Origin of the sequence: Streptococcus azizii (assembly GCF_001984715.1) — a bacterium.
Taxonomy (GTDB): Bacteria; Bacillota; Bacilli; order Lactobacillales; family Streptococcaceae; genus Streptococcus; species Streptococcus azizii.
Window position 1 is genome coordinate 49,703 of record NZ_MSPR01000011.1, and the last position, 26,685, is coordinate 76,387.

Genomic DNA, 26,685 nt, shown 5'->3' on the forward strand with positions numbered 1-26,685 from the left:
GTTCCTTATTAGTTATTTATGTGCCTTAGTCCACATAGGTCGTTGACTGTGCATTCAACCAGCTATAGAGTAATCCCATTATCAAGCCTCCGCCGACATAATTTCCTAGGCCTGAGAAGAGGAAGTTTGATAGGACGGATAAGACAGTCATTCCTTCAACGGGACCACCTGTTGCAAAGATGGATAGGGAGAAGGATGAGAAGTTAGCAATAACGTGTTCAAAGCCAAGGAAGGCAAAGATGAAGATGATAAAGATAACACTGATTGCTTTTCCAGCATCGTCCTTCATTTTCAAAAAGGCAAAGACCGCGATATTGACGACCATGTTAGCGAAGATACCTTCGATAAATTGTGTCAGAGGCGTCTTAGCGATTTTGGCAATGGTGCTTTGTACTAGGTAGCTATCGGGAGCGATGTGTCCGATGGAAAAAGGAACTGTTTGGGCTAGCAAGAAGCAGATTGCCACGGCACCGATAAAGTTAAAGAAGATGCAGGTGGCTAAAATCTTTAGAGCGGTTCTGGTCGGAATGACCTTGCGGTAGATAGCCACCGTCATATACATCATATTGGAGGTCCCAAGTTCTGCATTCATATAGAGAATCATGAGGAGCCCCCAGCCGAATAGGAAGCCATAGCTAAACTTTCCAAGTCCTGGGACTACATGCTCTATCTTATCTGCTGTATAGAGTGAAATAGTAATCCCAAGCGCCAAATAGACACTTGCAAAAATAGAACGTAGAGCATAAGCCCAGTAGTTACTTTCAATCAAAGCTGCTTTTTTCTTGATACTTTTATCAAGCGTATACAGTAAGGTTTGTTCTTGTGCTGCCAAAATAGCTCCCCCACTTCATGTTTTGTTTGATAAGTTTATCACAATCTACTATACTATACCAAAAAAAGCAGGAAAATGTAAGGGGTTTTACAAAGAATTTTTAACTTTTTACATGTCTAGCAACGAATAAAAAAATAAATGCAGTTGCTTCTAGGCAGTAGCTAGCGGTGGTCTGTTCATCGATAGGCTTTTAGTACTTGCTCCACTAGTCTGGGAGAGTGAAACAGTTCGGTGAACTGTTTCAGCCTGAGCCTAGAAATTTGAGAGGAAGTGGGCAAGGTTGGAAATAGGGAAACGGAGTTTCTAACGACCACTTTTTTAATGAAAGGTGGTAGGCTGAAAACCTTCACTGGAGCTTTTCACTCATCGAAGTAATAAAAGAGACGCAGCTGTTTCAGATTTAGTCAATTACAGCTGTGGCTACCTTTAAGTATAAACTAAACAACTATAGTGCGACAACCACTAGCTAATTACCTTGATAAAGGTCCTTATGACAAAGGGTTTTAAACAGCTTTTAGGGACGGGTTTTTGATGGGGAAGGGATCTTGCGAACACTTGAAAAGAAAATCAAAAGGCTTTGTGGTCTTCGTTTCCTAGTATCCTTTTGATTTTCATTGAGTATTAGGAGGTAACTCTTTGTTTGGGACCTTTTGTCAACTATCTATGATTGGCAAAGAGTGACCGCCTTGTCTTGATGATTGTTGAAAATAGGACTAGATATTCTGACGATATTCCCGTGCAATGGGTGGTTGATAGCTTGCAATGAAGGCTTCTATCTCTTCTATCTCGTCTGAGAAAAGTGTTTTTTCCCGATCTTCAAGGGTCAGAAATCCTGCTGTCACCATGGTATCAAAGAACTGCTCTAAGGCTTGGTAGTAGCCTGCAATGGTAAAGAGAATACAAGGCTTATCATTCTTCCCAATTCTAGCCCAGGAGATTACCTCGCTGATCTCTTCCAAGGTACCAGGTCCACCAGGTAGGGCGATAAAGACATCTGCCTCTTGAATCAAAGCGAGCTTGCGTTCTGACATCGTTGTCACCGTACGGAGCTCGGATAGGCGGGGATGAGCGAGTTCTCGCTCTTTGAGAAACTCTGGGATAACACCGATTACCTGCCCACCGTGTGCTAGAACTGTATCTGCAATCAAGCCCATCAGACCGGTATTTCCCCCACCGTAGACAAGCGTATGTCCATTTTTAGCAATCCATTTCCCAAGCGCAATCGTCCCTTCTTGATAGAGAGGATTTTCTCCGAGACTCGCTCCACAATAGACGGTCACCTTCATTGACTTTCCAACCTTTCTCTTACTTTTTACGACTAACTTACGGGGTTCTTTAAAGAAAACGACTTTTCTGCTGGTTTGCTCCTGTCATCTCCATTCTTACACAGCAATGTCGCTATTTCTTATCTACCACCCCAAGTGATGCTAGTTTCATTGTAGCATGTTCAAGTTTTGTTTACCAGAATTGACTGTAGTTGCCGTTATATTTCGCAGAGTATTCTCAAATATTAGAATGAGAAGTCCTACCACTTACCTGTGAAAATGAACCAGTCACTGAAATAGGATTGTTTTCAAGAGAAAAACTGGTATAATACTGAGTATAAAAATAGGGGGGAAGGCATGAAAATACGGATTGAACTAGATGACAGCTTGGACGATGTAGAAGTGGTCATCAAGGCAGCTGCTTTGACAGATCAAGTTGAGCAGTTGCAACAGATACTGTCTCAAATGAAGCAGCCCTCCTTGATGTTCTATAAGGATGCTAGCGAGTATTTTGTTAAATTAGAGGAGATTTTATTTTTTGAAACGAACGGTACGAAGATTTATGCTCATTCAAGAACGGAAGCCTATGAGGTGAAGCTAAAGCTATATGAACTGGAAGAGGTTTTGCCGATGACCTTTTGTAGAATTTCCAAGTCTGGTATTGCCAATGTTCGGGAGGTGTATTCGCTGGATAAATCCTTTTCTGGGACCAGTCGGATTCGCTTTGCGGGCACACACAAGGTCATCCATGTTTCGCGTCATTACTATCAGTTATTAAAGGAAAGATTGCAGGAGGTGAGGTAGTCCTATGAAAAAGTATGTATTGGGAATTGGTTTATTGGTCTTGTCAGGCTTGGTCTTGTTTCAAAACTATTTACCACGCTTTGATTTATCTATCTGGAAAATGGTCTGGCTTATCGGATTGGGGGCTGGTTTGCTAATCAGTCTCCTCAAGAAAAGATTGTATGCGAGCTTCTTTTTTGGGACAGGACTGTTTATCCTGCTGAATCAGCAGTACCATTTCTTAGCGATAGATAAGAAGACGGTTATTGTGGGTGCTGTTTTAGCCTGTCTGGGTTGCAGCATTCTCTTTAAGCCAAAGCGGGGGAGGATTCTCTTTTTGACAGATTTTGATGGCTGGTCAGCAGACGATAAAAAGGCTATGCTAGAGGAAGAAAATAGTGTCGCTTTTGGCAGTTCTACCCGCTACATCCACGATAGGAACTTTGTGGGTGGCAATGTCGATGTGGCTTTTGGGAGTGCTACAATTTATTTTGACAATGCTGTTATGGCTGGTGAGGAGGCAGTATTTGAAGTGGATGCAGCCTTTTCAACGGTATATCTCTATGTACCAGCGACCTGGCTAGTACAGATTAAGGCTGATAAAGCATTTAGTACCCTTCAGCAAGCCCCCCAGCCTACAGTAGTGGATAAGCGCCTCTTGGTCAAGGCAGATTTAGCATTTTCCAACCTTACTATTGTCAGATTGGACTAACTCAGTTCCTTTGGCTGATTTTTTGGTTCAAAACAAGGGAGATGTGCTATAATAGATAGTATTGAATGTTACAAGGAGAGTATTATAAATGACAAAACCAATTCGCGTGCGTTACGCACCAAGTCCAACGGGATTTCTACATATTGGAAATACTCGTACAGCCCTATTTAACTATCTTTTTGCACGTCATCATGGCGGAGCTTTCATCATTCGGATTGAAGATACTGACCGCAAGCGGCATATTGAAGACGGTGAACGTTCACAGCTTGAAAACTTGCGCTGGCTAGGAATTGATTGGGATGAGAGTCCAGAAACCCATGAGCAATATCGTCAATCAGAACGTTTAGAGATTTATCAAAAATATGTCGATGAGCTGTTAGAAAAAGGCTTGGCTTATAAGTCCTATGTGACGGAAGAAGAATTGGCGGCTGAGCGTGAGCGTCAAGAGGCAGCCGGTGAGACACCGCGGTATATCAATGAGTATTTGGGGATGTCGGATGAAGAAAAGCAAGCCTATGTTGCTGAACGCGAGGCAGCCGGTATTATTCCGACCGTTCGTCTTGCAGTCAACGAAGCTGGCATCTATAAATGGACAGATATGGTAAAGGGCGAGATTGAGTTTGAAGGTGGAAATATCGGTGGTGACTGGGTTATCCAGAAAAAAGATGGCTACCCAACCTATAACTTTGCGGTAGTTGTAGATGATCATTTGATGGAGATTTCCCATGTTATCCGTGGAGATGACCATATTGCCAATACCCCTAAGCAGCTCATGGTCTATGAAGCTCTTGGATGGGAAGCGCCAGAGTTTGGTCACATGACATTGATTATCAATGCTGATACGGGGAAAAAGCTATCTAAGCGCGATCCCAATACCATGTCGATTGAGGCATATCGCAAAAAAGGCTACCTACCAGAAGCTATTTTTAATTTTGTCACTCTTCTTGGTTGGACTCCTGGAGGTGAGGAAGAGATTTTCTCTAAGGAGGAAATCATCCGCTTATTTGATGAAGGCCGTTTGAGTAAATCTCCGGCTTCCTTTGATTCTAAGAAGCTAGACTGGATGAGCAATGATTATATCAAGAATGCGGATTTGACAACCATTTTTGAAATGGCGACACCATTCTTAAAAGAGGCGGGGCGTTTGACAGATAAGGCTGAAAAAATGGTGCAGCTCTATCAACCACAAATGAAATCAGTTGATGAAATTGTACCCTTGACCGATTTGTTCTTTGGTGATTTCCCAGTCTTGACAGAGGCTGAGCAAGAGGTCATGGCAGGGGAAACGGTGCCGACTGTTTTAGCAGCTTTCAAGGAAAAGTTAGAAGCTCTGTCAGAGGAAGACTTTCAGCCTGAAACTATCTTCCCGCAAATTAAGGCGGTTCAGAAAGAGACAGGAATCAAGGGGAAACATCTCTTCATGCCAATCCGAATCGCTGTTTCAGGTGAAATGCACGGACCAGAATTGCCAGATACCATCTATCTACTCGGGCGTGAAAAATCTATTCAACATTTAGAGAACATGTTGAAAGAAATTGGGAAATAAGATACGAGGGCATTAAAAAAGCGACTGAAAATTAGGAATCTTGACGCAGAATCCTTGATTCTAGGATAGATTCTCTATTTTCCGAGCTTTTAGCCTGAGTTCAATTAGTAAGATACGAAGGGCGTGAAAAACTCAAAGTGAAAATAGGAAATTTGACGAAGAGTCTAACGGAGAGTTTGCTTTAGCAAACTCCTATTTCCCGCCTTCAAAGGTATACCATACCTTTGAAGCTAGGAAAATTTATCCCAAAGGGATTCTCAGCTGTAATTGGCTAAAGCCAAAACAGCTGCCTATCTTTTTCACACAGAGTTTAGCCCGTGTTCAATTAAGATGTGAAGCCATCAAAAAACCGACTGAAAAATAGGAGGCTGCCGCAGTGTTCGATGAACACAAGAAAGCCTATCTTTTTTCCGAGGTTTTAGGCTGAACTCAATTACAAGATACGAGGGCGTTAAAAAGCGACTGAAAATTAGGAATCTTGACGCAGAATCCTTGATTCTAGGACAGATTCTCTATTTTCCGAGCTTTTAGCCTGAGTTCAGTTACATAAGATACAAAGGGCGTTAAAAAAGCGACTGAAAATTAGGAATCTTGACGCAGAATCCTTGATTCTAGGACAGATTCTCTATTTTCCGAGCTTTTAGCCTGAGTTCAATTAGTAAGATACAAAGGGCGTGAAAAACTCCAGTGGAGGTTTTCACTCATCGAGATAAGTTGACAAAGTATCCTTTTGCTTTTTATTGAGTAGAATGACAATCAATCAGACAAAGCCCTCACTAAGGTTCAATTCCTAGTGAGGGCTTTGTCTATTTTTTTCAATTTGTGGGAGAGGTAGAGGCACTTTTCCTTGTGTCTCTGATCTCAGCGGTTTACTCCACGACAGAGCGGCTAGAGCGGCTAGAGCGGCTAGCGATTTGCGAAAATCAAATAGCATGCCTACTGCGAAAGAGAGCTGTGAAAGCTAGGCTATTTTCGTTGAGTATTCGTAGCTGTGGTTAGTATAATCCACCTCGGAAAGCTTTTGAGAGGCTTTCATACTCATAGTCCGAAGTATCTACAGTCCATTTCCCTTTTTTATTGGTCAATTTTAAGCGGAAACCATTGCGATCGCTGAGATCATCTGTTACCAATGGCGTTGAATCTAGTTGCCCGGGCATTTGCTCTAGTATGTATTTCTCAGCTGCTTTAAGGGCATCACCATAGTTAGTGTATTCGTTTGCGTGTTCCTGTGCGAATTTAGAAATCAAATCGTAGGTTTTCACATTTTCCAATCCGATTGTCTCAGGACGGACGTAGATAGTTGCGCTATCTGGGAAAAACTCTTTTACTGTATAGGTGATTTTAGCGCGTTTTGCATTTGCCTTGATATAGGCTTCTACAAAGGTACGAAGTTCTGCTTCGGACGGTTGGTAATTCATAAATTCACGCCCAAACTTATCGATAAAGTTTTTTGTAAACTCGCTTCGTTCCTTTTCTAGGTCGTTGGCTAACGTCCAGTCCGACTCAGATTGCTTTTTGGTATCCTCCTTCTCTTCTTTTTCTTCTTTATTGGAAGAACCTAGGGAGACAATCTCTGGCTTGTCTGGCTTAGTGCTAACGTTGGTAGAACCACCTGTCGCTTCTCCATTCAAAAAGACGCTTGTAATATAGTCCTTGGCGAGTTCAGCAACCTTTTCTTTATCATCAGGATATTTAGAAGGATCGATTTTAATCACCATATCCTTAGTATCTTTCTTGTCTAAGTTGTAGACAAATGGAGAGTAGTGCAACTCATAGCTTTCATCCTTTGAGTCTACCTCAAAAACGACATATCCTGTTGTTGTTTTCCCTTCGGACAGACTTTCAAAACCTAGGGATTTAAATTTATCATTGGAATCATAAACATCCAACGATTCTGTCTTTTCATCATCAGAGTTATAGAGAGTTACATCTGTCTTTGAAATTTCTAATTTCTTACTACCTGTATTTTTTATCTCAAGGTTTAGGGCCAAATAGTTTCCTTCGGTAGATTCATCCGGTGGAAGGATATACATCCCATTTTTCACACGGACTTCAAGGTCACCATTGCCCGCGGCTTCACCATCTGCAGACTGTTTGGCAGCTGAGTTACAGGCTACTAGCACAGATGCAGTTAAGACTAACGAGAGAGAGGCAAAAATCTTTTTCATTTGTAATCTCCTTTAATTTTTCTATATTATTATATTATGTTTTTCATCATTCGTCAACCGCTGCCCTCTGCTGAACGGTGCCTTATGCATGCAGAAAAGACGGCAATCATTTTTAGGATGTTTTCATTCTGTTCCATTTTAATAACAGGAATGTTTCGCTTTTCCTGAAAAGAAGAGGAACGATAGATGCACCCCAGCCGGGGTAGGTGTTCTAGTATGTGATGATACTCTTTAAAAATCAACAGGCTATTTGGTCAGCTCGTCAAAATTCTTATTTCCTAGTTCAAGTTTCTGTGGTCACTTTCTTCTTTTTGGGTGACCAGCTGAAACAGTTCCCCGAACTTCTAGGCTCACTTTCTTATTTCTAGGTGACCGTTGAAACAGTTCCCCGAACTGTTTCAATCCCATTTTTACTTTGATTGCTTCACCAGTCTAGGAATAGACTGGTGAAGGTTGGAAATAAAACGCGTGCATCTCGTGTCAACCAGTCTAGGAATAGACTGTTGAAGGTTGGAAATAAAACGCGTGCATCTCGTGTCAACCAGTCTAGGAATAGACTGTTGAAGGTTGGAAATAAAACGCGTGCATCTCGTGTCAACCAGTCTAGGGATAGACTGTTGAAGGTTGGAAAAAGAGCGAGCATTGCTCGTGTCAAACGCCCTTTGTATCTTGTGGAATTGAACACGGGCTACGAGCTGTGCAAAAAAGATAGGCAGCTGTTTCAGCTTTAGCTGATTACAGATGAGAATCCCTTGGGGATAGTTTTTCCTAGCTTCAAAGGTATGGTATACCTTTGAAGGCGGGAAATAGGAGTTTGCCAGAGCAAACTCTCAGCAACCCTCTGCGTCAAAACTCCTATTTTTGCTTTGCTCGCTTCAACAGTCTAGGGATAGACTGTTGAAGGTTGGAAATAGAACGAGTGCAGCTCGTGTCAACCGCCCTTTGTATCTTAGTTTACTTTTGATTTTTATTGAGGATTAGGTCTTGTTTGCCGTTCATGTGGGGATGGTATAGAATGTCTAAAACGACTCTAAAAATCGTGAAAAAGGGCATAACTAAGCAGTTTATTGGCTTTTTTGAAAAATATGGTATAATAGAAGTAATTTTGAAAGATGGAGTTAGATTTTGAAGAAAACCTACCGTGTGAAGCGTGAGCGTGATTTTAACGATATTTTTACACAGGGAAAAAATGTAGCTAATCGAAAGTTCGTCATCTATCGGTTGGCTAAAGAGCAGAAGCATTTTCGAGTCGGTTTATCTGTCAGTAAAAAACTGGGAAATGCTGTGATGCGCAATAGAATAAAGCGTAAAATCAGACATGTTCTGATGGAATGCGCTCCTTATCTGGCAACGGATGATTTTGTGGTCATCGCTCGCAAAGGAGTCGAGGAGTTGTCTTATCGAGAAATCAAGCAAAATCTTCTGCATGTTTTAAAACTAGCTAAATTATACCAGGAAGGTGTTTCTTTTGAAAAAGAAAGTTAAATGGGCCAGTCTGCTCTCTCTATCCCTGCTTTTACTGACGGCTTGTGGTAGAGGAGATGTGACCAGCCAATCGACCGATGCTTGGGAACGATTGATTTATTGGTTTGCCAGCATTATCAAATTATTGTCGATCAATGGACAGTTGGGAGTCGGGATTATTCTCTTTACCCTCTTAGTTCGTACCCTACTCTTGCCGCTTTTCCAGCTACAGATGACCTCATCTCGGAAAATGCAAGAATTGCAACCCCAAATACGGGCTATTCAAGAGCAGTATCCGGGGAAAGATTTGGAGAGTAGGCAATTACTGACGGAAGTAACACGTAAGCTCTATCGGGATAACGATGTTAAGATGTCTGCTTCTATGATTCCAGTCTTTATTCAGATGCCTATCTTGCTGGCTCTCTACCAAGCCTTGACAAGGGTGCCAGACCTGCGGGTCGGCCATTTTCTCTGGCTAAATCTTGGGGAGACAGATCCATACTATATTTTGCCGATTCTAGCCACTGGCTTCACCTTCTTGAGCATGTGGCTGAGTAATAAGGCGGCACCAGAGCGCAATGGTGCTATGACCGTTATGATGTTTGCTATGCCGCTGATGATTTTTCTCTTTGCCTTATCGGCAGCAAGCGGTGTCACTCTTTATTGGACCGTATCCAATGCCTATCAGGTCTTGCAAATCTTAGCTTTGAACAATCCTTTTAAAATCATTGCAGAGCGAGAAGCTAGACTTGAGGCAGAGCGGGAGCGTCAGGCGAAAATCAGAAAAGCTCAGAAAAAGGCTCGCAGAAAGAAATAGGATATTTAGGAGATAAAAGATGAAATTTACAGGATCAACAGTAGAAGAAGCAATTCAGAATGGACTTTCGGAATTAAATATTCCTCGTAAGAGAGCGCATATTACCGTACTTGCACGTGAGAAAAAAGGTTTTTTGGGTTTCGGTAAAAAACCTGCTCAAGTAGATATTGATGTTATTGATGAGACAACAGTTGTAAAAGCGAATCAAAAAGCAGTACGCGGTGTTCCAAATGAGGTCAATAGTCTCAATGAACCTGTCAAAAGTGTTTCCGAAGCAACGATTGACCTCGGTAAGGTTGTCGCAGCGGTCAAAGAGTTTGAAAAAACAGGCCAGCAGTTAGAAGATACAGTAAAAGCTAAAATCTTGAAAAATAAGAAGGATGCTAAGACGATTTTAGCTGAGACAGGCCGTATCGAAATTATTAAAGAGGAAGATATTGCCACCTCAGAATCATTTGGAGATTTAGATATTAAGATTGAGCGACAATATGATATTGACCAAGTGGTGGGAGAAGTCTCTGCCTATATCCAAGAGATTTTAGACGATATGGATGTGGAAGCGCAGATTGAAACAACCCACAACCGCCGGACGATCAATCTGCAAGTGGATACCGATGAGCCTGGACGTGTCATTGGTTACCATGGAAAGGTGTTGAAATCCTTGCAGCTCTTAGCTCAAAATTTCCTCTACAATCGCTATGAGCGTAATTTCTATGTGACCATCAATGTCAATGACTATGTGGAGCACCGCGCGGAAGTTTTACAAGGATATGCTCAAAAACTTGCGGAGCGAGTGCTGGAGGAGCAAGAAGCCTATCATACGGATCCAATGTCCAGCAGTGAGCGAAAAATTATCCACCGGATTATTTCAAAAATGGACGGCTTGACCAGCTATTCTGAAGGGAGCGAGCCAAACCGATACGTGGTGGTGGACATTGAAGGAAAAAATGATTAGAACTCCTCTACTATCATTGATAGGAAGAGTAGGAATTGTGAGTAGACTAGAGACGGCTTTCTCTGGTCTTTTTATGAGTTTCGTACCATTTCCATGAAATTTGATAAATTGATTGACATTTGATTGAAATTTCCCGCTTGTCAAGCGAGTATAGCTTGACAAAGCAGAAAGAATCAGATAGAATAGTAAAGTATGTTTAGTAACTGATCAAAACTAGCCGGCTAAACGAATACAAAATCTATGAGGAGGTATTCATCGTGAAACGTACTTTTCAACCAAGTAAAATCCGTCGTGCACGCAAACACGGATTCCGTAACCGTATGTCAACTAAAAACGGCCGTCGCGTGTTGGCAGCTCGTCGTCGTAAAGGACGCAAAGTGCTTGCAGTAGCATAATAGAATGATAAAAGCCAGCAGAAACTCGAGTCTGTTGGTTTTTTCTTTTATCCCACTGTGCCCAATGGGTCTTGATTTTATGGTAAAATAGAAGAATAGAAAGTATGGATGGATAGAATGAAGATTTTTGATACCCACACACATCTGAATGTGGAACAGTTTAAAGATAGCATTGAGGAGGAGCTAGCTCTCGCAAGGGATATGGGCGTTGTCTACCACAATGTTGTTGGCTTTGACCGACCGACCATTGAGCGAGCTTTAGAGCTGGCAGATCAGCACCCAGAGATTTACGTAACTCTCGGTTGGCATCCGACTGAGGCAGGTTCTTATGACGATGAGACGGAGGACTACCTGCGGCAGGTCCTTGTGCATTCTAAAGTAATCGCCCTCGGTGAGATTGGGCTGGATTATTATTGGATGGAGGACCCCAAAGAGCTACAGATAGAGGTCTTTAAGCGTCAAATAGCTCTTGCTAAAGAACTGGATTTGCCTTTCGTAGTCCATACCCGTGATGCACTGGATGATACGTATAGGGTAATCAAGGAAGTTGGCGTAGGCCCTCGTGGTGGTATTATGCATTCCTTTTCAGGTTCAATGAATGCGGCAGAGCGCTTTATGGAGCTAGGGATGATGATTTCGTTTTCTGGGGTGGTCACTTTTAAGAAAGCTACAGATATTCAGGAAGCCGCACAACGGTTGCCCCTAGAGAACATTCTGGTCGAGACAGACGCACCTTACCTCGCACCTGTGCCAAAGCGAGGACGAGAGAACAAGACCGCCTACACCCGATACGTTGTTGAAAAGATTGCGGAATTACGAGGTATCAGTCTAGAAGAAGTGGCAAATGCTACGACTGAGAATGCCAAGAGGATATTTGGATTTGATTGAGAAGATAAAAATTAGCGAAGTGGTCGTTGTTGAAGGACGAGATGACACCGCCAATCTCACACGTTTTTTTGAGGTAGATACCTACGAGACACGGGGGTCTGCTATTACAGAGGATGATTTGGAGCGGATTGCAACATTGCACCACTTGCGTGGGGTGATTGTCTTTACTGACCCTGACTACAATGGCGAACGCATTCGGAACATCATCATGAACGCCATCCCTAGCGTCCGTCATGCCTTTCTCAGCCGAGAGGAGGCTACACCAAGCTCTAAGAGCAAGGGATGTTCACTCGGTGTCGAGCATGCCTCCTTTGAGGACCTGGAGAAAGCTCTCTCCAAGGTCACCCAACAGTTTGATGATGAAAATAATTTTGATATTACCAAATCAGACCTTATGCGTCTTGGCCTCCTCATGGGAATCGACAGCCGAAAGCGTCGTGAGTTTTTAGGAGAAAAGCTCCGCATCGGTTACAGCAATGGTAAGCAGCTCCTAAAACGACTGGAATTGTTTGGAGTAACCTTGGAAGAAGTAGAGGAGTGTATGGGGGAGTATGGAAAATGAAGCGGATTGCATTGTTAAGAGGTATAAGCCCTGTCGGAAAAAAATAACATTCCGAAATATCTTACTTGATGGATAGTTTAGAAGAGGCTGGTTTGTCTGAGGTTAAAACCTATATTCAAAGTGCTACTCTCATTTGGGAGAGTGACTTGTCCGACCATACATTAAATCAACTTATTGATGTAACAATCAAAGATTAAATTGGCGTTGATTACGATAATTCCCGTATTCATCTAGTGCTTACAAATGGTGATATTGCTACCCATCCATTCAGTTTATTGCTACAGCAAGATTTTGGTGATGAACCATTGCATATTGGTAGTCGATGTCTGTATATGTACTTACCAAGAAAGTCTGAGAAAAAGCGGTTGAATGCCAATTTTCTAGAAAAAAAGCTGGGCATCACAGCAACAATGAGAAAACTAAGGATTATTTCATGATTAAATGAAATGGCAAAATAAGGAAAGAACACACATGAGAATTGCAGATTACTCCGTGACTAAGAGCGTCCTTGAACGTCATGGTTTTACCTTTAAGAAGTCCTTTGGACAGAATTTTTTGACCGATACCAATATTTTACAGAAGATTGTCGATACGGCAGAGATTGATAAGAGTGTCAATGTCATTGAAATTGGGCCTGGTATCGGGGCTTTGACCGAGTTTTTGGCGGAGACTGCTGCTGAGGTCATGGCTTTTGAGATTGACGACCGTCTCATTCCGATTTTGGCGGATACGCTCCGCGATTTTGACAATGTCCAAGTGGTCAATCAAGATATTTTGAAAGCAGATTTGCAGAGGCAAATCCAACAATTCCAAAATCCTGACCTGCCTATCAAAGTGGTGGCAAATCTGCCCTACTATATCACCACTCCTATCCTCATGCACTTGATTGAGAGCAAGATTCCCTTTACAGAGTTTGTAGTTATGATGCAAAAAGAGGTGGCAGACCGTATCTCGGCTGAGCCGAACACCAAGGCTTATGGGAGTCTTTCTATTGCTGTCCAGTACTACATGACAGCCAAGATTGCTTTTATCGTGCCACGTACCGTCTTTGTACCGGCTCCCAATGTTGATAGCGCCATCCTCAAGATGGTGCGTCGCGACCAGCCCTTGGTAAGTGTTCAAGACGAGGATTTCCTCTTTGATGTGGTAAAGAGCTCGTTTGTTCACCGTCGCAAAACTCTTTGGAATAATCTAACCAATCGTTTCGGTAAGGCAGAGGCTACGAAAGAAAAACTCCAAGCCGCCCTTGAAATGGCAGAGCTAGAAGCCAGCGTCCGTGGTGAAGCCCTAACTTTAGAAGATTTTGCTCGTTTGTCAGATAGCTTATTACAGGTGGGAGTATTAGCGATACAATGACGGTGCAGTCAAGGTACTTGTAATGGGCAATCTCACAATACGTGTTCTGCGGAGGTGGAACAGTCACCTGGAATCATTCTGTTAAAACAGGTGGTATAAAGGAAACACCTATTCTAGTGACGTCGGCTGAGGAAGGAGAGTCCTTCCCTCTCCTTTCATTTTCAAGAGGTAGTAGTATGAAAACTATAGTTTATAAACTTAAGATTCTCATTATTGTTCAGTTATTCTTCCATATCTTATATAGTTTGACCAATGTTGTTCTCCCGATGTTGAATAAGTATTTATTTGATACCATCTTTGAACTTGGCTTGCGAGGCTTATTATTATTACTACTTGCTTATATCCTCGCTATCATTAGTAATAGCGTCTTTCAGTATATATCGCAGGTCTATGAATGGAAAGTTTCTAAGGCCTTTTTTATAACAGTCAGGAGACAGTTGGCGGAGGTGGCGCTGTCCCGACCTCTTGCTCAATTTTCAAAAAAAAATATTTCGGCCTATCTGTCTATTTTTGATAATGATTTGGAGATGATTGAAGAGAGTTACCTTGGAGCTATAACTGATATTATTCGCTCGAGTTTGAGTATGCTGATTTATGCAGTGTCTTTGTTTTTATTTGTTCATCCTATGATTGCAGTAGGAATTATAGTCTCGTCGCTATTGGCTGTACTTGTACCTAAATTAGTTTCTGAACGCTTATCTAAACGACAACGGCTGTTTTTACAGGGATTGGAGAGATATTTTCAGGTAATAACTGATTTGTTCGCTGCTAAAAATCGAGTGAACAAAGAGACCTTTCACAACATAAGTTCAGTTCATCATGCAGTTTTGCAGGAAACAGAAGAAGCCCGCTTTCGTTTTGGAAGATTTAAGACATTGACAAATGTTTTAAATGGCTTTTCAATGTTTGTTGTCCAACTGACAGCGTTTGCTTTAGTTGGGTATCTCTTGCTTCGGAAGGACTTGACAGTTGGAGCCGCTATTGCAACCTTTAGCTATGTAGAAAACTTCATCTATCCAATGAAGTATATTTTGTTAGATATCAATGCGATTAATGCCACAAAAGAAACAGTTCAAAATATTGAGGAATATCTAGACGGGGAGGTTTTGCAGGCTCAGTTACCGACTTATCCAGCGTTTGATGAGTTACTACTTGTGGAAATGGGCTACCATCTTGGAGATACTAGGATAGCAGATTTTTCATACAAATTTGAAAAAGGGAAAAAATATGCGATTGTTGGTCAGTCAGGAGGTGGGAAATCGACCTTTCTTCGTTCTCTAGTTGGGGAAATTACGATAGATAAAGGGAATATCTGTCAAAGAGTGGGGAATGAATGTTATTCATTTGACCCGGCTATGGCTTTCTATCTCAGCCAATTTGAACAATTTTATCACACAAACTTTGAAAATAACATCACAGTGTATGGGACCTATGATAGGGGAAGAGAGGAGGTTGAGAGGCTCTTTCATACCTTGCCAATAAGCCTGCAAGAAAGTTTACAGTCCATGACAGACCCAGGTCAGCTTAGTGGAGGTGAAAAAAATATTATGGGGATCCTTCGTGCCTTGATGAGTGGAAAAGATATTTTGTTAATGGATGAGCCGACAGCGCATTTAGATCCTCAACTTACGCAACAATTACTATTTGCTCTATCGGAGCTGGAGAATAAATTGCTAATTGTTGTCTTACATGAATCTAATCAGGAAATATTGTCCTATTTTGATAAAGTATTACTGGTTACGAATGGCTCGATTTCAGAGATTGGTTAAGGTAGCAAATCTACACTGAGTGACGCATAAAAGCAGTAGGGCTAGAGCCAGAAGATGGGGGGGAGACGGGGGTGTCTCATCTTCGGTTTCGATGCTTATTCACATTTTGATGTTTAATACTCTTTAAAAATCAAAAGGATACGTTGTCACCTTGTCTCGGTGAACGCTAGTTCTACCTTCGCCTTCGTTTCCTAGTCTACTTTTGATTTTTATTGAGTATAAAGAGGCTCAGCCTCTTTTTCTTTGACCGATGATGGGACTCCGACTGTTCGAAAAATTCACCTTCAAAAGCCAGCTATTTTGCTGGATTTTTGATATAATGGGAACAGGTATTACTCGTGAAATAGTGGTGCGGGATAGAAGGTATTCTCGTTTTTGAAATCAGGGATAAAGAGGAGCAGATTTGCAAGGTATTATCATGAAAGCTCTTGCGGGGTTCTATTATGTGGAATCAGAAGGGCAGTTGTATCAGACGCGGGCACGCGGAAATTTTCGGAAAAAAGGACAGACACCCTATGTGGGGGATATTGTTGATTTTTCAGCAAAGGAGCAGTCCGAGGGGTACATTCTCAAGATTCATGAACGAAAGAATAGCTTGGTACGACCTCCGATCGTCAATATTGATCAAGCAGTGGTGATTATGTCGGCTAAAGAGCCGGATTTTAATGCCAATCTTCTCGATCGCTTTTTGGTTTTGCTTGAGCAAAAAGATATGGTGCCAATCATCTATATTTCTAAAATGGATCTGCTAGAAAGTCGTGCGGAGCTGGACGCTTATCGTGCGATCTACGAGAAGATAGGGTATCAGTTTGTCTATCATTTGGAGGAGTTGCTTCCCCTTTTAAGAGAAAAAGTAACGGTCTTTATGGGGCAGACAGGAGTTGGGAAATCGACCTTGCTCAACACCCTTGCCCCCGAGTTGTGCTTGGAAACAGGGGCTATATCAGATAGCCTGGGGCGGGGGCGTCATACCACCCGAGCCGTGAGCTTTTACAATGTCTATGGTGGAAAAATCGCAGATACACCGGGATTTTCATCTCTTGATTATGAAGTAACAGAGGCAGAAGCCCTTACAGACTGTTTCCCAGAAATCGCAGCAGTAAGCCAGTTTTGCAAGTTTAGAACCTGTACGCACACGCATGAGCCGGGGTGTGCTGTCAAACCTGCGGTAGAAGAGCAAGAGATTTCCCAGAGTCGCTATGATAACTATCTACAACTGTTGGCAGAGATTCAGAATGTGCGTGAAACCTATAAGAAAGTAAGTAAAAAAATAAAATAGAAAGTTGGACTGTCTATGTCACATTATAAAATTGCTCCCTCCATCCTCGCTGCGGACTATGCCAATTTTGAAGCAGAATTAAGGCGCTTAGAGGCGATCGGTGCTGACTATGTTCATATTGATATTATGGACGGACATTTTGTTCCCAATATTTCCTTTGGTGCAGATGTGGTAGCTGCTATGCGACCACATAGTAAGTTGGTTTTCGATTGTCATTTGATGGTGTCAAATCCAGAGCAGCACATTGAGAATTTTGCGCGTGCAGGTGCAGATATTGTGACGATTCATGCCGAAGCAACCCAGCATCTTCATGGAGCCTTGCAGAAAATTCGTGTAGCGGGAATGAAGGCTGGTGTTGTCATCAATCCCGGCACACCGCTTGTCGTGATTGAGCCAATTTTAACGTTGGTCGATCAAGTGCTGTTGATGACCGTCAATCCAGGGTTTGGTGGTCAAGCCTATATTCCAGAAGTGGCAGAGAAAATTACTGCCTTAGCCCAACTCCGTGACGAAAAAGGCTTGTCTTTTGATATTGAAGTAGACGGTGGCATTGATAACAGGACCATTGTGTCAGCCAAAGAAGCAGGAGCCAATGTTTTTGTGGCAGGTTCTTATTTGTTTAAGGGTGACTTACAAGCCAATGTTGACGCCTTGAAAGCGGCCCTCCATGACTAGGATTGCTCTTGTCGCAGGTGGCGATAGCAGTGAGCTTTCCTCCTCCTACGACCTTTTTGTGGGGGTGGATAGGGGTTCTCTTTATCTGTTAGAACATGGTCTGCCGCTTGATGTGGCTATTGGTGATTTTGATTCTGTAACAGCTGAGGAAAGGGAGTGTATTGTCCAAGCTGCAAGTCTTTTTATGCAGGCACCAGCGGAAAAAGATGATACGGATTTGGAGCTAGCCTTAAAAGAAGTATTTGCACGCTATCCGGAGGCACAAGTTACGATTTTTGGAGCCTTTGGTGGACGGTTGGACCACATGATGAGCAATCTTTTTTTAGCCAGTGAGCCTGATTTGATGCCGTATCTGAGACAGATTGAATTGGTTGATGATTTGAATATCGTCCGTTTTTATCCAGCAGGAAAGCACCGGATTTCTCCGATTGAGGGGATGACCTATGTCTCTTTTATGCCAGCAGATGGGAGCTATTTGAGTATTGCTCATGCTAAATACCCCTTGAATGAAAGCAATTATTTTTTTAAAAAATGTTACAGTAGTAATGAATTTATCGGAAAAGAAATCGAATTTACAATAGATAAGGGCTATGTCGTTCTTATCTACAGTCGTGATAGGAGGTAGAATGGCGTATATCCTAGTCTCTATAGCAATAGCTATTTCGCTGCTAATCCTCGTTCGTTTGGAACAGTATATGAAGCGTATGTCTACACAATCAGAAGACCGAGCGGATCATTTGTCAGATCAGCTGACCTATCTTTTTGACCAGAAAAATCAACAGGCTTTTGCTCAGCAACAAGCCCTCCATCAAGATATGACGGAATTACGTAGGGAGCTTTACCAACAACTAACTGTTCTGCGTCAGGAGATGAATCAGCTGCTGTCTCAGAATCGGGATGTAGCTGACCAGCGCTTGCAGGCTATACAGGATTCCAATGAAAAGCGCCTGGAAGAAATGCGCCAGACCGTGGAAGAAAAATTAGAGCAGACCCTACAGACACGCTTGCAGGCCTCTTTTGAGACGGTATCCAAGCAGTTAGAATCGGTCAATCGAGGTCTTGGAGAAATGCAGACAGTGGCGCGTGATGTCGGAACCCTCAATAAAATCCTCTCCAATACTAAGACGCGAGGTATCATGGGAGAATTACAGCTGGGGCAGATTATCGAAGATATTCTGGCTCCCTCCCAGTATGAACGGGAATTTGCCACAGTGGCTGGTTCTAATGAGCGAGTAGAATACGCAGTGAAGTTACCTGGACAGACCAAGGATGAAGCGGTTTATCTGCCCATTGACTCGAAGTTTCCCCTCGCAGATTATTACCGCTTAGAGGAAGCCTATGAAGCTGGGGACAAGGAGCAGATTGAGTGGCATCGCAAGCGTCTCTTGGCCGCTATCAAACGTTTTGCCAAGGATATTAAGCAAAAGTATCTCTCTCCACCAGTCACCACTAATTTTGGTATTCTCTTTCTACCGACAGAAGGTCTATACTCAGAGGTGGTGCGCAATCCGATTTTCTTTGATGAATTGCGGCAGACTGAGCAGATTGTAGTTGCAGGTCCGTCGACCTTGTCTGCCCTTTTAAATTCGCTATCGGTCGGCTTTAAGACCTTGAATATCCAGCGTTCAGCTGATGACATCAGCAAGATTCTAGGCAATGTCAAGTCGGAATTTGCTAAGTTCGGGACGGTTCTGATGAAAGCCCAACGCCATTTACAACATGCCTCTGGCAATCTAGATGACCTCTTGACTAGGCGAACCAACGCGATTGAACGCACCCTGCGGCGCATTGAATTACCAGATGGAGAAGGAGCGCTTGACCTATTGAATTTCCAGGAGGAAGGGGAAGAAGATGAAGATTAACCAAATGAAAAAAGATGAGCTCTTTGAAGGCTTTTATCTGATTAAAACCGCCGATATTCGGCAGACTCGGGCCGGAAAAGATTATCTTGCCTTGACCTTTCAAGATGATACGGGAGAAATTGAAGGAAAAATCTGGGATGCTCAACCGGGTAAGATTAAGGATTTTAAGGCGGGTGTCGTTGTCCACATGCAAGGACGCAGAGAAGTATATAATAATACACCGCAGGTTAATCAGATTATCCTCCGCCTTCCCAAGCCAGGTGAGCCGAGCAATCCTGCTGATTTTAAGGAAAAACCGCCTGTTGATGTAGAAGATACCCGCAAGTACCTCAGCCAGATGATTTTTAAAATTGAAAATGCTATCTGGCAGCGGATTGTACGGGCTTTATACAGTAAGTATGAACAGGAGTTTTACTCTTATCCAGCCGCTAAGACCAATCACCATGCTTTCTATTCGGGCCTATCTTTTCATACTGCTACCATGGTACGCCTGGCTGATAGGATTGGTGATATTTATCCACAGCTCAATAAGAGTTTGCTATTTGCAGGGATTATGTTGCATGACTTGGCTAAAGTGATTGAGCTATCAGGGCCTGACAATACCAATTACACGGTGCGGGGCAATCTCATTGGTCATATTTCTTTGATTGATGAGGAGATTACCAAGGTGCTGATGGAGTTGGGGATTGATGATAGCAAGGAGGAGGTAACGATTCTTCGTCATGTTATTCTCAGTCACCATGGTTTGCTAGAATATGGTAGTCCTGTTCGTCCGCAGATTATGGAAGCAGAAATCCTTCATATGATTGATAATATTGATGCGGAAATGATGATGATGGTAACAGCCTTGGATAAGGTTGGACCAGGTGAGATGACAGGTCGCATTTTTGCCATGGATAATCGGTCCTTCTATAAACCGAATCTGGACTAAGCCAGTCTGTTCGTTTTCCTAGTACTAAAGCAAAGTAAAAGACGAACATCACTCGCTACCTACACAATCATCCTCTTCAAATCAGCTCAAGCAAGATGTGAGGACGTTAAGAAAATGGAAAGAAAAATAGGGAATTGGGCAGATGACTCCGACAAGCGCTAACCTCGCTCTTTCGTTTTTAGGCTCGGGCTTCTATGGTCGCCTTCTTCTTTCTAGGTGACCAGCTGAAACAGTTCCCCGAATGGTTCCACTCCACTGGACTATGGAAGCAACCTGTGTCTAGCTTCTTAGCTTACTAGTTTGAGTTTTATTGAGTATCGGTAGCGAACGAAGGGAGCTTTTTCAAGCGATGTCCTGCCTTAGTGGTATTCTAGACAATCGCTATATGATTATCTGGAACGGTATTTTTGAGACAGAGGTTCAAAAGTGAGGGACGAGACTTCAAAGGAGTCTGTTTGGATTCGCACTGCTGAAGGGGACCTATAAAAAGGCTAGGAAATATGGCTTAAAAGACTATAAAATACGAAAAAAACGAGCTAATGATGAAAAAAGGTTCGTTTTTTCTGTTTTTATGGTATAATATTGAAAAAACAAAAGGAGGAATCGGCTATGAAATTAAGAAGAAGTGAACGAATGGTCGTCATCTCTCACTATCTTATCAACCACCCTTACGAATTGACAAGTTTAAATATGTTTGCACAGAAGTACAACTCTGCTAAATCATCCATTTCAGAGGATATTGCGATTATCAAAAAAGCCTTTGAAGAAAGTGGTATTGGTCAGATTGAGACCATTACAGGAGCAAGCGGCGGTGTGATATTTACTCCATCGATTTCAGATGAGGAATCTCTAGCTATCGCCGAACAACTGCGCAGTCAAATGGCAGAGAGTAGCCGCATCTTGCCAGGGGGCTATATTTACTCTTCTGATCTGCTCTCAACACCCCATATTTTGAAAAATGTTGGTCGGATTATTGCCAATAGTTTTAAGGATGAGCAGATTGATGCAGTGATGACTGTGGCGACCAAGGGAGTCCCTTTAGCGAATGCGGTGGCCAATGTCTTGAATGTACCGTTTGTGATTGTGCGTCGGGATTTGAAAATCACGGAAGGGTCAACGGTATCTGTTAATTACGTGTCTGGATCTAGTGATCGCATTGAAAAGATGTTTTTATCCAAGCGCAGTCTCAAGGCAGGCAGTCGCGTATTGATTGTTGACGATTTCTTAAAAAATGGCGGCACCATTAACGGAATGATTAGCCTCTTGTCAGAATTTGATAGCAGTCTAGCAGGTGTGGCAGTCTTTGCTGAAAATCAAAAGGGAGCTCGTAATGTAGCAGATTATAAATCACTCCTGGCTGTCACCAACATTGATGTTAAAGACAATAAGGTGGATGTTGAACTAGGCAATATTTTTAAATAGGATTTCATACTCGACAAAATCTCTTTGGATTCTATCGGTCCTACTTTCGGATACCTTGCCCATTCAGTTGTTGATTTTATAGAGTATAAGTAGGATATAGAAAAGCCCTGTCGAATGACAGGGCTTTTAAGGAGATTTTTCGTCCATTCGCTCAATAGAATCTTCTAGTGGCTTTGTGAACGATATGAAAAAGAAAAGTTTTTTTAGGATGAATATAGTATAGCGTGTAAACCTTAATCTTTTCTTAACTGATGTTCAAATGGGGTAAAGACGAAAGAGAGATTAGATATTCTCATACTTTTCAAAAATCAATCGGATACTGGGTCAAGAGTCTCGGGGGGTAAAAAGCCCTATTTTTGTTTTTTTGCTTAGAGTTCTTAACGGGATTTGTATCTTGTGGAATTGAGTTCGGACTAAAAATGTGAGAAAAAAGATGAATCGGCTTGCTGACCTGAGTCACCTGCCCAATTCCCTATTTTTCTTTACATTTTCTTAACGTCCTCACATCTTAACTGTAGGGGAACGAGATGAGCATTGAGTATCAGTGTGTCCTTGTTTATCCTTCTTTCAAAATCGCCAGTGCTTGATAGGGTTGCAGGGTAATCGTCTTGCTGATGGAAGTGTCTGGGTAATTACTGATAAGGATTTTTCCATCGACATAGTGTGGGGCTAGTTCAAGTTCCACTTCCTTAGCAAAGAAATTGTTGAGGACAAGTAATGTTTGCTTTCCGAGTCTCCGTTCAAAGGCGTAGATATGCTTGTCCTCCTTATAAGCTGCGCTATAATCTCCCTCAGCGATGATCGGCATCGTTTTACGCAGGCGAATGAGTTCTTGATAGAAGGGAAAGATGCGTCCGTTTTTTTCGGTTTCGACGTTAATCTTGCGATAGGTTTTCCCTGCCTTGAGCCAAGGAGTGCCAGTTGTGAAGCCTGCATGTTCGCTGGCATCCCATTGCATTGGTATGCGGGAATTGTCACGCGATTTTGCCTGAATAATAGCAAAGGCCTCTTCGGCTGTCTTTCCTTCGTCTAACATGATGTGGTAAGCATTGAGGCTTTCTACATCGACATAGTCTGCCATTGAGTCATAATCAGGGTCCAGCATGCCGATTTCTTCTCCCATGTAAATATAGGGTGTCCCTCGTGAGAGATGGATGGAAGCTGCCAGCATGGTTGCACCTTCGCTCCTAAAATTCTTGATGTCTACAAATCGATTAAGGGCCCTTGGCTGGTCATGGTTGTTGTAAAAGAGTGCATTCCAGCCATTTCCCTCACTCATGCCTTCTCCCCATGTATGGAAGAGGCGTTTTAATTCTTGAAAATCAAAGTCTGCAAGGGTCCATTTTTTTCCGTCTTTATAGTCTACTTTCAGGTGATGGAAGTTAAAGGCCATGGCCAATTCTTTTCGATCAGGTGCGGTATATAGGATACAGTTTTCAATGGTGGTGGCAGACATCTCTCCGACAGTCATAAAGCCGTATTCGGTTCCAAATGTCGCCTGATTCATCATCTTGAGGTAGTCATGCGTAATTGGGCGGTCTGTGTAGGCGGGTTTTCCGTCGTTGATGGAGCAGTCTTTTAGGACTTCGTCCTTTCCAATCAGGTTGATAACATCGAAGCGAAACCCTTTGACCCCTTTTTCTTTCCAGAAATTCACAATATTGAATAACTCTTTTCGGACATGAGGGTTCCGCCAGTTGAGGTCGGCCTGGGTCTTATCAAATAGGTGAAGATAGTATTTGCCAGTAGTGCCAAAAGGCGCCCAGGCATTTCCCCCGAATTTGGACACCCAGTCGGTAGGCTGATCGCGTAGGATAAAGAAATCTTGGTAGTAGGGATCACCTGCGAGGGCTTTTTGAAACCATTCATGTTCGGTTGAGCAGTGATTGAGAACCATATCAAGCATGAAATCAATCCCTAGTTTCTGTCCCGTGGCAATCATCTCTTCAAAATCTGCCATAGTCCCAAAATCAGGATTGATGGCTGTGTAGTCTGAGATGTCGTAGCCATTATCATGCTGAGGGCTGGGGTAGAAAGGGTTGAGCCAGATCATATCGATGCCTAATTCTTTCAAATAGGGCAGTTTTTGGATGATTCCTTGTAGGTCTCCGACACCATTTCCGGTCGTATCCTTATATGATTTTGGATAGATTTGATAGACGACCTTACGCTTATCGAATGTCATAGTGTTCTCCTATTCTATGGATGGGTAATGCTTAGTTACATAAGATACGAGAGCGTTAAACAACTCCTAGAAAAAATAGACAATCGAAGCAGGTTGTCTTGCAACCAATGAGATTGGTCTTTTTTTCAGTGAGTTGTAGCTCGAGTTCAATTACAAGATACAAAGGGCGTATAAAAAGCGACTGAAAATTAGGAAACATGACGAGTGAAAAGCTCCAGTGGAGGTTTTCAGCCTATTTACATTTACTAGCTTTCCTGCTTCTTGGCTCAAACTTCTGTGGTCACTTTCGTGTTTCTAGGTGACCAGTTGCAACAGTTCACCGAACTGTTGCAATCTCATCTGTAATCGGCTAAAGTCAAAACAGCTGCCTATCCCCTTAAAGGGATTCTCATCTGTAATCAGCTAAAGCTGAAACAGCTGCCTATCTTTTTCACACAGACCTTAGTCCGAACTCAATTATATAAGATACAAAACCCGTGATAAGTATCCTGTTGATTCTTGAAGGATATAAGAGTAGAAGCTGAGTTCTTTCAACTGGTTTTATACTCTTTAAAAATCAACAGGATACGTTGTCAACTTTTGATTTTTATTGAGTATTAGAACAGGGATGAAAGAGAGTTCAGCTTCCATTGTTATGTATTATGCGTTTAGAATGGCTTGTCCGCGTTCTGCTTGGCGTGGCAAGTCTCCGATGGTTTCTACTGGAAAATCAGTGTGGTTGGTGATTATCACAGGTGTTTCTACCACAAGACCAGCTTCTTTGATGACACTGATATCAAAGCTGATTAGGGGATCACCGACCTTAACCTGGTCTCCTTGTTGGACATGAGCTTCAAAGCCTTTGCCTTCGAGACTGACAGTATCCATACCAATGTGGATGAGCATTTCAAGACCGTTTGTAGCGGTGATACCGACAGCGTGCTTGGTTGGGAAGAGAACAGAGACGACACCATCAACTGGTGCGACCAGCTCGCCTTCGCTTGGCTCAATCAAGATACCGTGTCCCATCACACCAGACGCAAAGACAGGATCTGTAGCTGTTGATAAGTCTTTTGCTTGACCGGTTAAGGGGCTCTTGATATGAGTAGGGGCTTTTTGTTGGCTTGTTTCAGCGGTGGGAGCAACTTCTTTACTAGCCTCTTCTTTTTTCATGAATAAGCCTGTTTTTGCAAAGACAAAGGTCAAGATGAAGGGGACTACAATAGCGATTGCCATGGTGAGTAAGAAGGCACCGAAGTATTTAGAATTGATGGAAAGAATAGCAGGAAGTCCGCCGACTCCGACAGCGTTGGCTTGGACATTTAACATGACACAGACCAGACCTGCAATAGCTGAACCAATCATTCCTGCGACAAATGGATAAATGTACTTGACGTTGACTCCGAAGAGGGCAGGTTCTGTCACTCCGAGATAGGCAGAGATGGTGGCTGGAAGAGCGACTTGTGCTTCGCGTTCATTGTGGCGTTTCATGAAGAAGTAGGCAAAGACAGCAGATCCTTGTGCAATGTTTGATAAAGCGATCATGGGCCATAGACCGGTTGTATGAGTCGCGGTATCTGCCATCAACTGCGTATCGATGGCATTGGTCATGTGATGGAGACCGGTGATAACAAACGGCGCATAGAGGGCACCAAAGACAAGGCCAAAGAGCCATTTGAGAGAGCCAGTCAAACCAGCAAAAACGACTGCTGATAATCCTTTACCGATAGTCCAACCGATAGGACCGAGCACCGTATGGGCAAGGATAAGGGCTGGAACGAGTGAGAGGAATGGGACAACGATCATCGAAATCACTTCTGGAGTGACCTTACGCCAAAATTTTTCAAGATAGGCGAGCGATAGACCAGCAAGGAGGGCTGGGATAACTTGTGCTTGATAACCGATGCGGGCAATGGTCGCAAATCCAAAGTTCCAAGACCATTTTTCTGCAATTTCTGCTGCTGAGGTGCTTGGTACGGCGTAAGCATTGAGTAATTGTGGGGATACTAAACAGATACCAAGGACAATACCAAGGATTTGAGTGGTTCCCATCTTCCGAGTCACAGACCAAGTGATTCCAACTGGTAGGAAGTGGAAAATTGCTTCACCTGGGAGCCACAAGAAAGAGTTGACCCCGCTCCAGAATTGAGAGACATCAACGATGGTGTTGTAGACAGGCTCTCCTTGCTCGTTGACCTGTTTGACACCATCGATAATCTTTTGACCGAGCCATTCCATCTGCACTCCTTCAAGGACATTACGGAAACCAAGAATCAGTCCCCCAACGACTAAGGCTGGAATAATTGGTGTGAAGATTTCTGCTAGCATGGTCATCACGCGTTGAATCACATTTTGGTTACTCTTTGCAGCTGATTTGGCTGCCTCTTTTGATACACCTTCGATACCTGAAATTGCAGTGAAGTCATTATAGAAGATTGGGACATCATTTCCGATGATGACTTGGAATTGCCCTGCGTTGGTAAAGGTACCCTTAACAGCGGGGATATTTTCGATGGTAGTGACATCTGCTTTTTGTGGATCTCCCAGTACAAAACGCATCCGCGTTGCACAATGCGTGACAGCTGTCACATTTTCCTTACCGCCGACCGCTTCAAGGAGGGTCTTGGCATCTTGTTCAAATTTTCCCATTGAGTGTTTTCCTTTTCAGACGATAGTTGAACTACGTCTCCTTTCATTTTTTAAAAATTTGTACGGACAAATTTTAAGAACAAGAGTATTGTATCCGATTTCAAGATAGAATGCAAGCTTTTTTTCAAAAAAAGGCTAAATTTTGTTATAATAGGAGCAGTTGTATGTTAAAAAGCAGACCAATGGAAGGA

At 42.7% G+C, this 26,685-nt stretch carries 23 protein-coding genes and 1 pseudogene; 19 read left to right on the forward strand and 5 right to left on the reverse strand.

What is annotated here, in order from left to right:
• Positions 1–25: 25 nt before the first annotated feature.
• A complete protein-coding gene (locus BVE84_RS06485; RefSeq protein WP_076996249.1) occupies positions 26–832 on the reverse strand; it encodes a formate/nitrite transporter family protein in 807 nt (268 codons plus the stop codon).
• A 713-nt stretch (positions 833–1,545) separates the two neighbouring features.
• Positions 1,546–2,118, reverse strand: a complete 573-nt coding sequence (locus BVE84_RS06490; RefSeq protein WP_076996250.1) for an LOG family protein — start codon at positions 2,116–2,118, stop codon at positions 1,546–1,548.
• 336 nt (positions 2,119–2,454) lie between these two features.
• Between BVE84_RS06490 and BVE84_RS06495 the strand changes: the two genes are divergently transcribed.
• The 3 genes from BVE84_RS06495 (at position 2,455) to gltX (ending at position 5,138) form a co-directional block, all read left to right on the forward strand.
• Positions 2,455–2,901: a LytTR family DNA-binding domain-containing protein gene (locus BVE84_RS06495; protein ID WP_076996251.1), complete on the forward strand. Its 447-nt coding sequence runs from the start codon at positions 2,455–2,457 to the stop codon at positions 2,899–2,901.
• 4 nt (positions 2,902–2,905) lie between these two features.
• A complete protein-coding gene (locus tag BVE84_RS06500; RefSeq protein WP_076996252.1) occupies positions 2,906–3,592 on the forward strand; it encodes a LiaF transmembrane domain-containing protein in 687 nt (228 codons plus the stop codon).
• Positions 3,593–3,680: 88 nt separating this feature from the next.
• A complete protein-coding gene (gltX, locus tag BVE84_RS06505; protein ID WP_076996253.1) occupies positions 3,681–5,138 on the forward strand; it encodes a glutamate--tRNA ligase in 1,458 nt (485 codons plus the stop codon).
• A gap of 995 nt (positions 5,139–6,133) precedes the next feature.
• Here the strand turns inward: gltX and BVE84_RS06510 are convergent.
• On the reverse strand, positions 6,134–7,306 hold the full coding sequence (locus tag BVE84_RS06510) for a DUF4352 domain-containing protein (RefSeq protein WP_076996254.1): 1,173 nt from the start codon (positions 7,304–7,306) through the stop codon (positions 6,134–6,136).
• Positions 7,307–7,752: 446 nt separating this feature from the next.
• Between BVE84_RS06510 and BVE84_RS06515 the strand changes: the two genes are divergently transcribed.
• The 16 genes and pseudogenes from BVE84_RS06515 to purR all read left to right on the forward strand — a co-directional run bounded on the left by BVE84_RS06515 (position 7,753) and on the right by purR (position 21,681).
• Positions 7,753–8,037 (forward strand): hypothetical protein, encoded by a 285-nt coding sequence (locus tag BVE84_RS06515; protein ID WP_076996255.1) that lies wholly within the window; start codon positions 7,753–7,755, stop codon positions 8,035–8,037.
• A gap of 394 nt (positions 8,038–8,431) precedes the next feature.
• Positions 8,432–8,791 carry a ribonuclease P protein component gene (gene rnpA / locus BVE84_RS06520; protein ID WP_076996256.1) on the forward strand — a complete coding sequence of 120 codons (360 nt, stop codon included), beginning with the start codon at positions 8,432–8,434 and terminating at the stop codon, positions 8,789–8,791.
• A complete protein-coding gene (locus BVE84_RS06525; RefSeq protein WP_076996257.1) occupies positions 8,775–9,587 on the forward strand; it encodes a membrane protein insertase YidC in 813 nt (270 codons plus the stop codon). Before rnpA ends, BVE84_RS06525 begins: the two co-directional genes overlap by 17 nt.
• Positions 9,588–9,606: 19 nt before the next feature.
• Positions 9,607–10,542 (forward strand): RNA-binding cell elongation regulator Jag/EloR, encoded by a 936-nt coding sequence (jag, locus tag BVE84_RS06530; RefSeq protein WP_076996258.1) that lies wholly within the window; start codon positions 9,607–9,609, stop codon positions 10,540–10,542.
• A gap of 257 nt (positions 10,543–10,799) precedes the next feature.
• Complete coding sequence (gene rpmH / locus BVE84_RS06535) at positions 10,800–10,937, forward strand: 50S ribosomal protein L34 (RefSeq protein ID WP_018368178.1); 138 nt, start codon at positions 10,800–10,802, stop codon at positions 10,935–10,937.
• A gap of 117 nt (positions 10,938–11,054) precedes the next feature.
• Positions 11,055–11,825 carry a TatD family hydrolase gene (locus tag BVE84_RS06540; RefSeq protein WP_076996280.1) on the forward strand — a complete coding sequence of 257 codons (771 nt, stop codon included), beginning with the start codon at positions 11,055–11,057 and terminating at the stop codon, positions 11,823–11,825.
• On the forward strand, positions 11,797–12,387 hold the full coding sequence (gene rnmV, locus BVE84_RS06545; RefSeq protein ID WP_076996259.1) for a ribonuclease M5: 591 nt from the start codon (positions 11,797–11,799) through the stop codon (positions 12,385–12,387). Before BVE84_RS06540 ends, rnmV begins: the two co-directional genes overlap by 29 nt.
• A pseudogene (locus BVE84_RS11310) lies at positions 12,384–12,824 on the forward strand (DUF1697 domain-containing protein). The gene rnmV and the pseudogene BVE84_RS11310 overlap by 4 nt, the downstream one beginning before the upstream one ends.
• 34 nt (positions 12,825–12,858) lie before the next feature.
• The gene (gene rsmA, locus BVE84_RS06555; protein WP_218667785.1) at positions 12,859–13,743 is read left to right on the forward strand and encodes a 16S rRNA (adenine(1518)-N(6)/adenine(1519)-N(6))-dimethyltransferase RsmA; all 885 of its coding nucleotides are present in this window, start codon (positions 12,859–12,861) and stop codon (positions 13,741–13,743) included.
• A gap of 176 nt (positions 13,744–13,919) precedes the next feature.
• Positions 13,920–15,512 carry an ATP-binding cassette domain-containing protein gene (locus BVE84_RS06560; RefSeq protein ID WP_076996261.1) on the forward strand — a complete coding sequence of 531 codons (1,593 nt, stop codon included), beginning with the start codon at positions 13,920–13,922 and terminating at the stop codon, positions 15,510–15,512.
• A 403-nt stretch (positions 15,513–15,915) separates the two neighbouring features.
• Positions 15,916–16,791, forward strand: a complete 876-nt coding sequence (gene rsgA, locus BVE84_RS06565) for a ribosome small subunit-dependent GTPase A (protein WP_076996262.1) — start codon at positions 15,916–15,918, stop codon at positions 16,789–16,791.
• A 15-nt stretch (positions 16,792–16,806) separates the two neighbouring features.
• The gene (rpe, locus tag BVE84_RS06570) at positions 16,807–17,466 is read left to right on the forward strand and encodes a ribulose-phosphate 3-epimerase (protein WP_076996263.1); all 660 of its coding nucleotides are present in this window, start codon (positions 16,807–16,809) and stop codon (positions 17,464–17,466) included.
• Positions 17,459–18,091, forward strand: coding sequence for a thiamine diphosphokinase (locus BVE84_RS06575; RefSeq protein ID WP_076996264.1), 633 nt, complete (start codon positions 17,459–17,461; stop codon positions 18,089–18,091). The genes rpe and BVE84_RS06575 overlap by 8 nt, the downstream gene beginning before the upstream one ends.
• A gap of 1 nt (position 18,092) precedes the next feature.
• Entirely contained in the window at positions 18,093–19,328 is a 1,236-nt protein-coding gene (locus BVE84_RS06580) for a DNA recombination protein RmuC (protein ID WP_076996265.1), read from the forward strand.
• Entirely contained in the window at positions 19,318–20,259 is a 942-nt protein-coding gene (locus BVE84_RS06585; protein ID WP_076996266.1) for a 3'-5' exoribonuclease YhaM family protein, read from the forward strand. Before BVE84_RS06580 ends, BVE84_RS06585 begins: the two co-directional genes overlap by 11 nt.
• A 609-nt stretch (positions 20,260–20,868) precedes the next feature.
• A complete protein-coding gene (purR, locus tag BVE84_RS06590; RefSeq protein WP_076996267.1) occupies positions 20,869–21,681 on the forward strand; it encodes a pur operon repressor in 813 nt (270 codons plus the stop codon).
• A gap of 556 nt (positions 21,682–22,237) precedes the next feature.
• On the opposite strand, the gene treC is transcribed toward purR, so the two are convergent.
• Both treC and treP read right to left on the reverse strand, forming a co-directional pair.
• Positions 22,238–23,866: an alpha,alpha-phosphotrehalase gene (gene treC / locus BVE84_RS06595; RefSeq protein WP_076996268.1), complete on the reverse strand. Its 1,629-nt coding sequence runs from the start codon at positions 23,864–23,866 to the stop codon at positions 22,238–22,240.
• Positions 23,867–24,505: 639 nt separating this feature from the next.
• On the reverse strand, positions 24,506–26,494 hold the full coding sequence (gene treP, locus BVE84_RS06600) for a PTS system trehalose-specific EIIBC component (protein ID WP_076996269.1): 1,989 nt from the start codon (positions 26,492–26,494) through the stop codon (positions 24,506–24,508).
• Between the last annotated feature and the right edge of the window lie 191 nt (positions 26,495–26,685).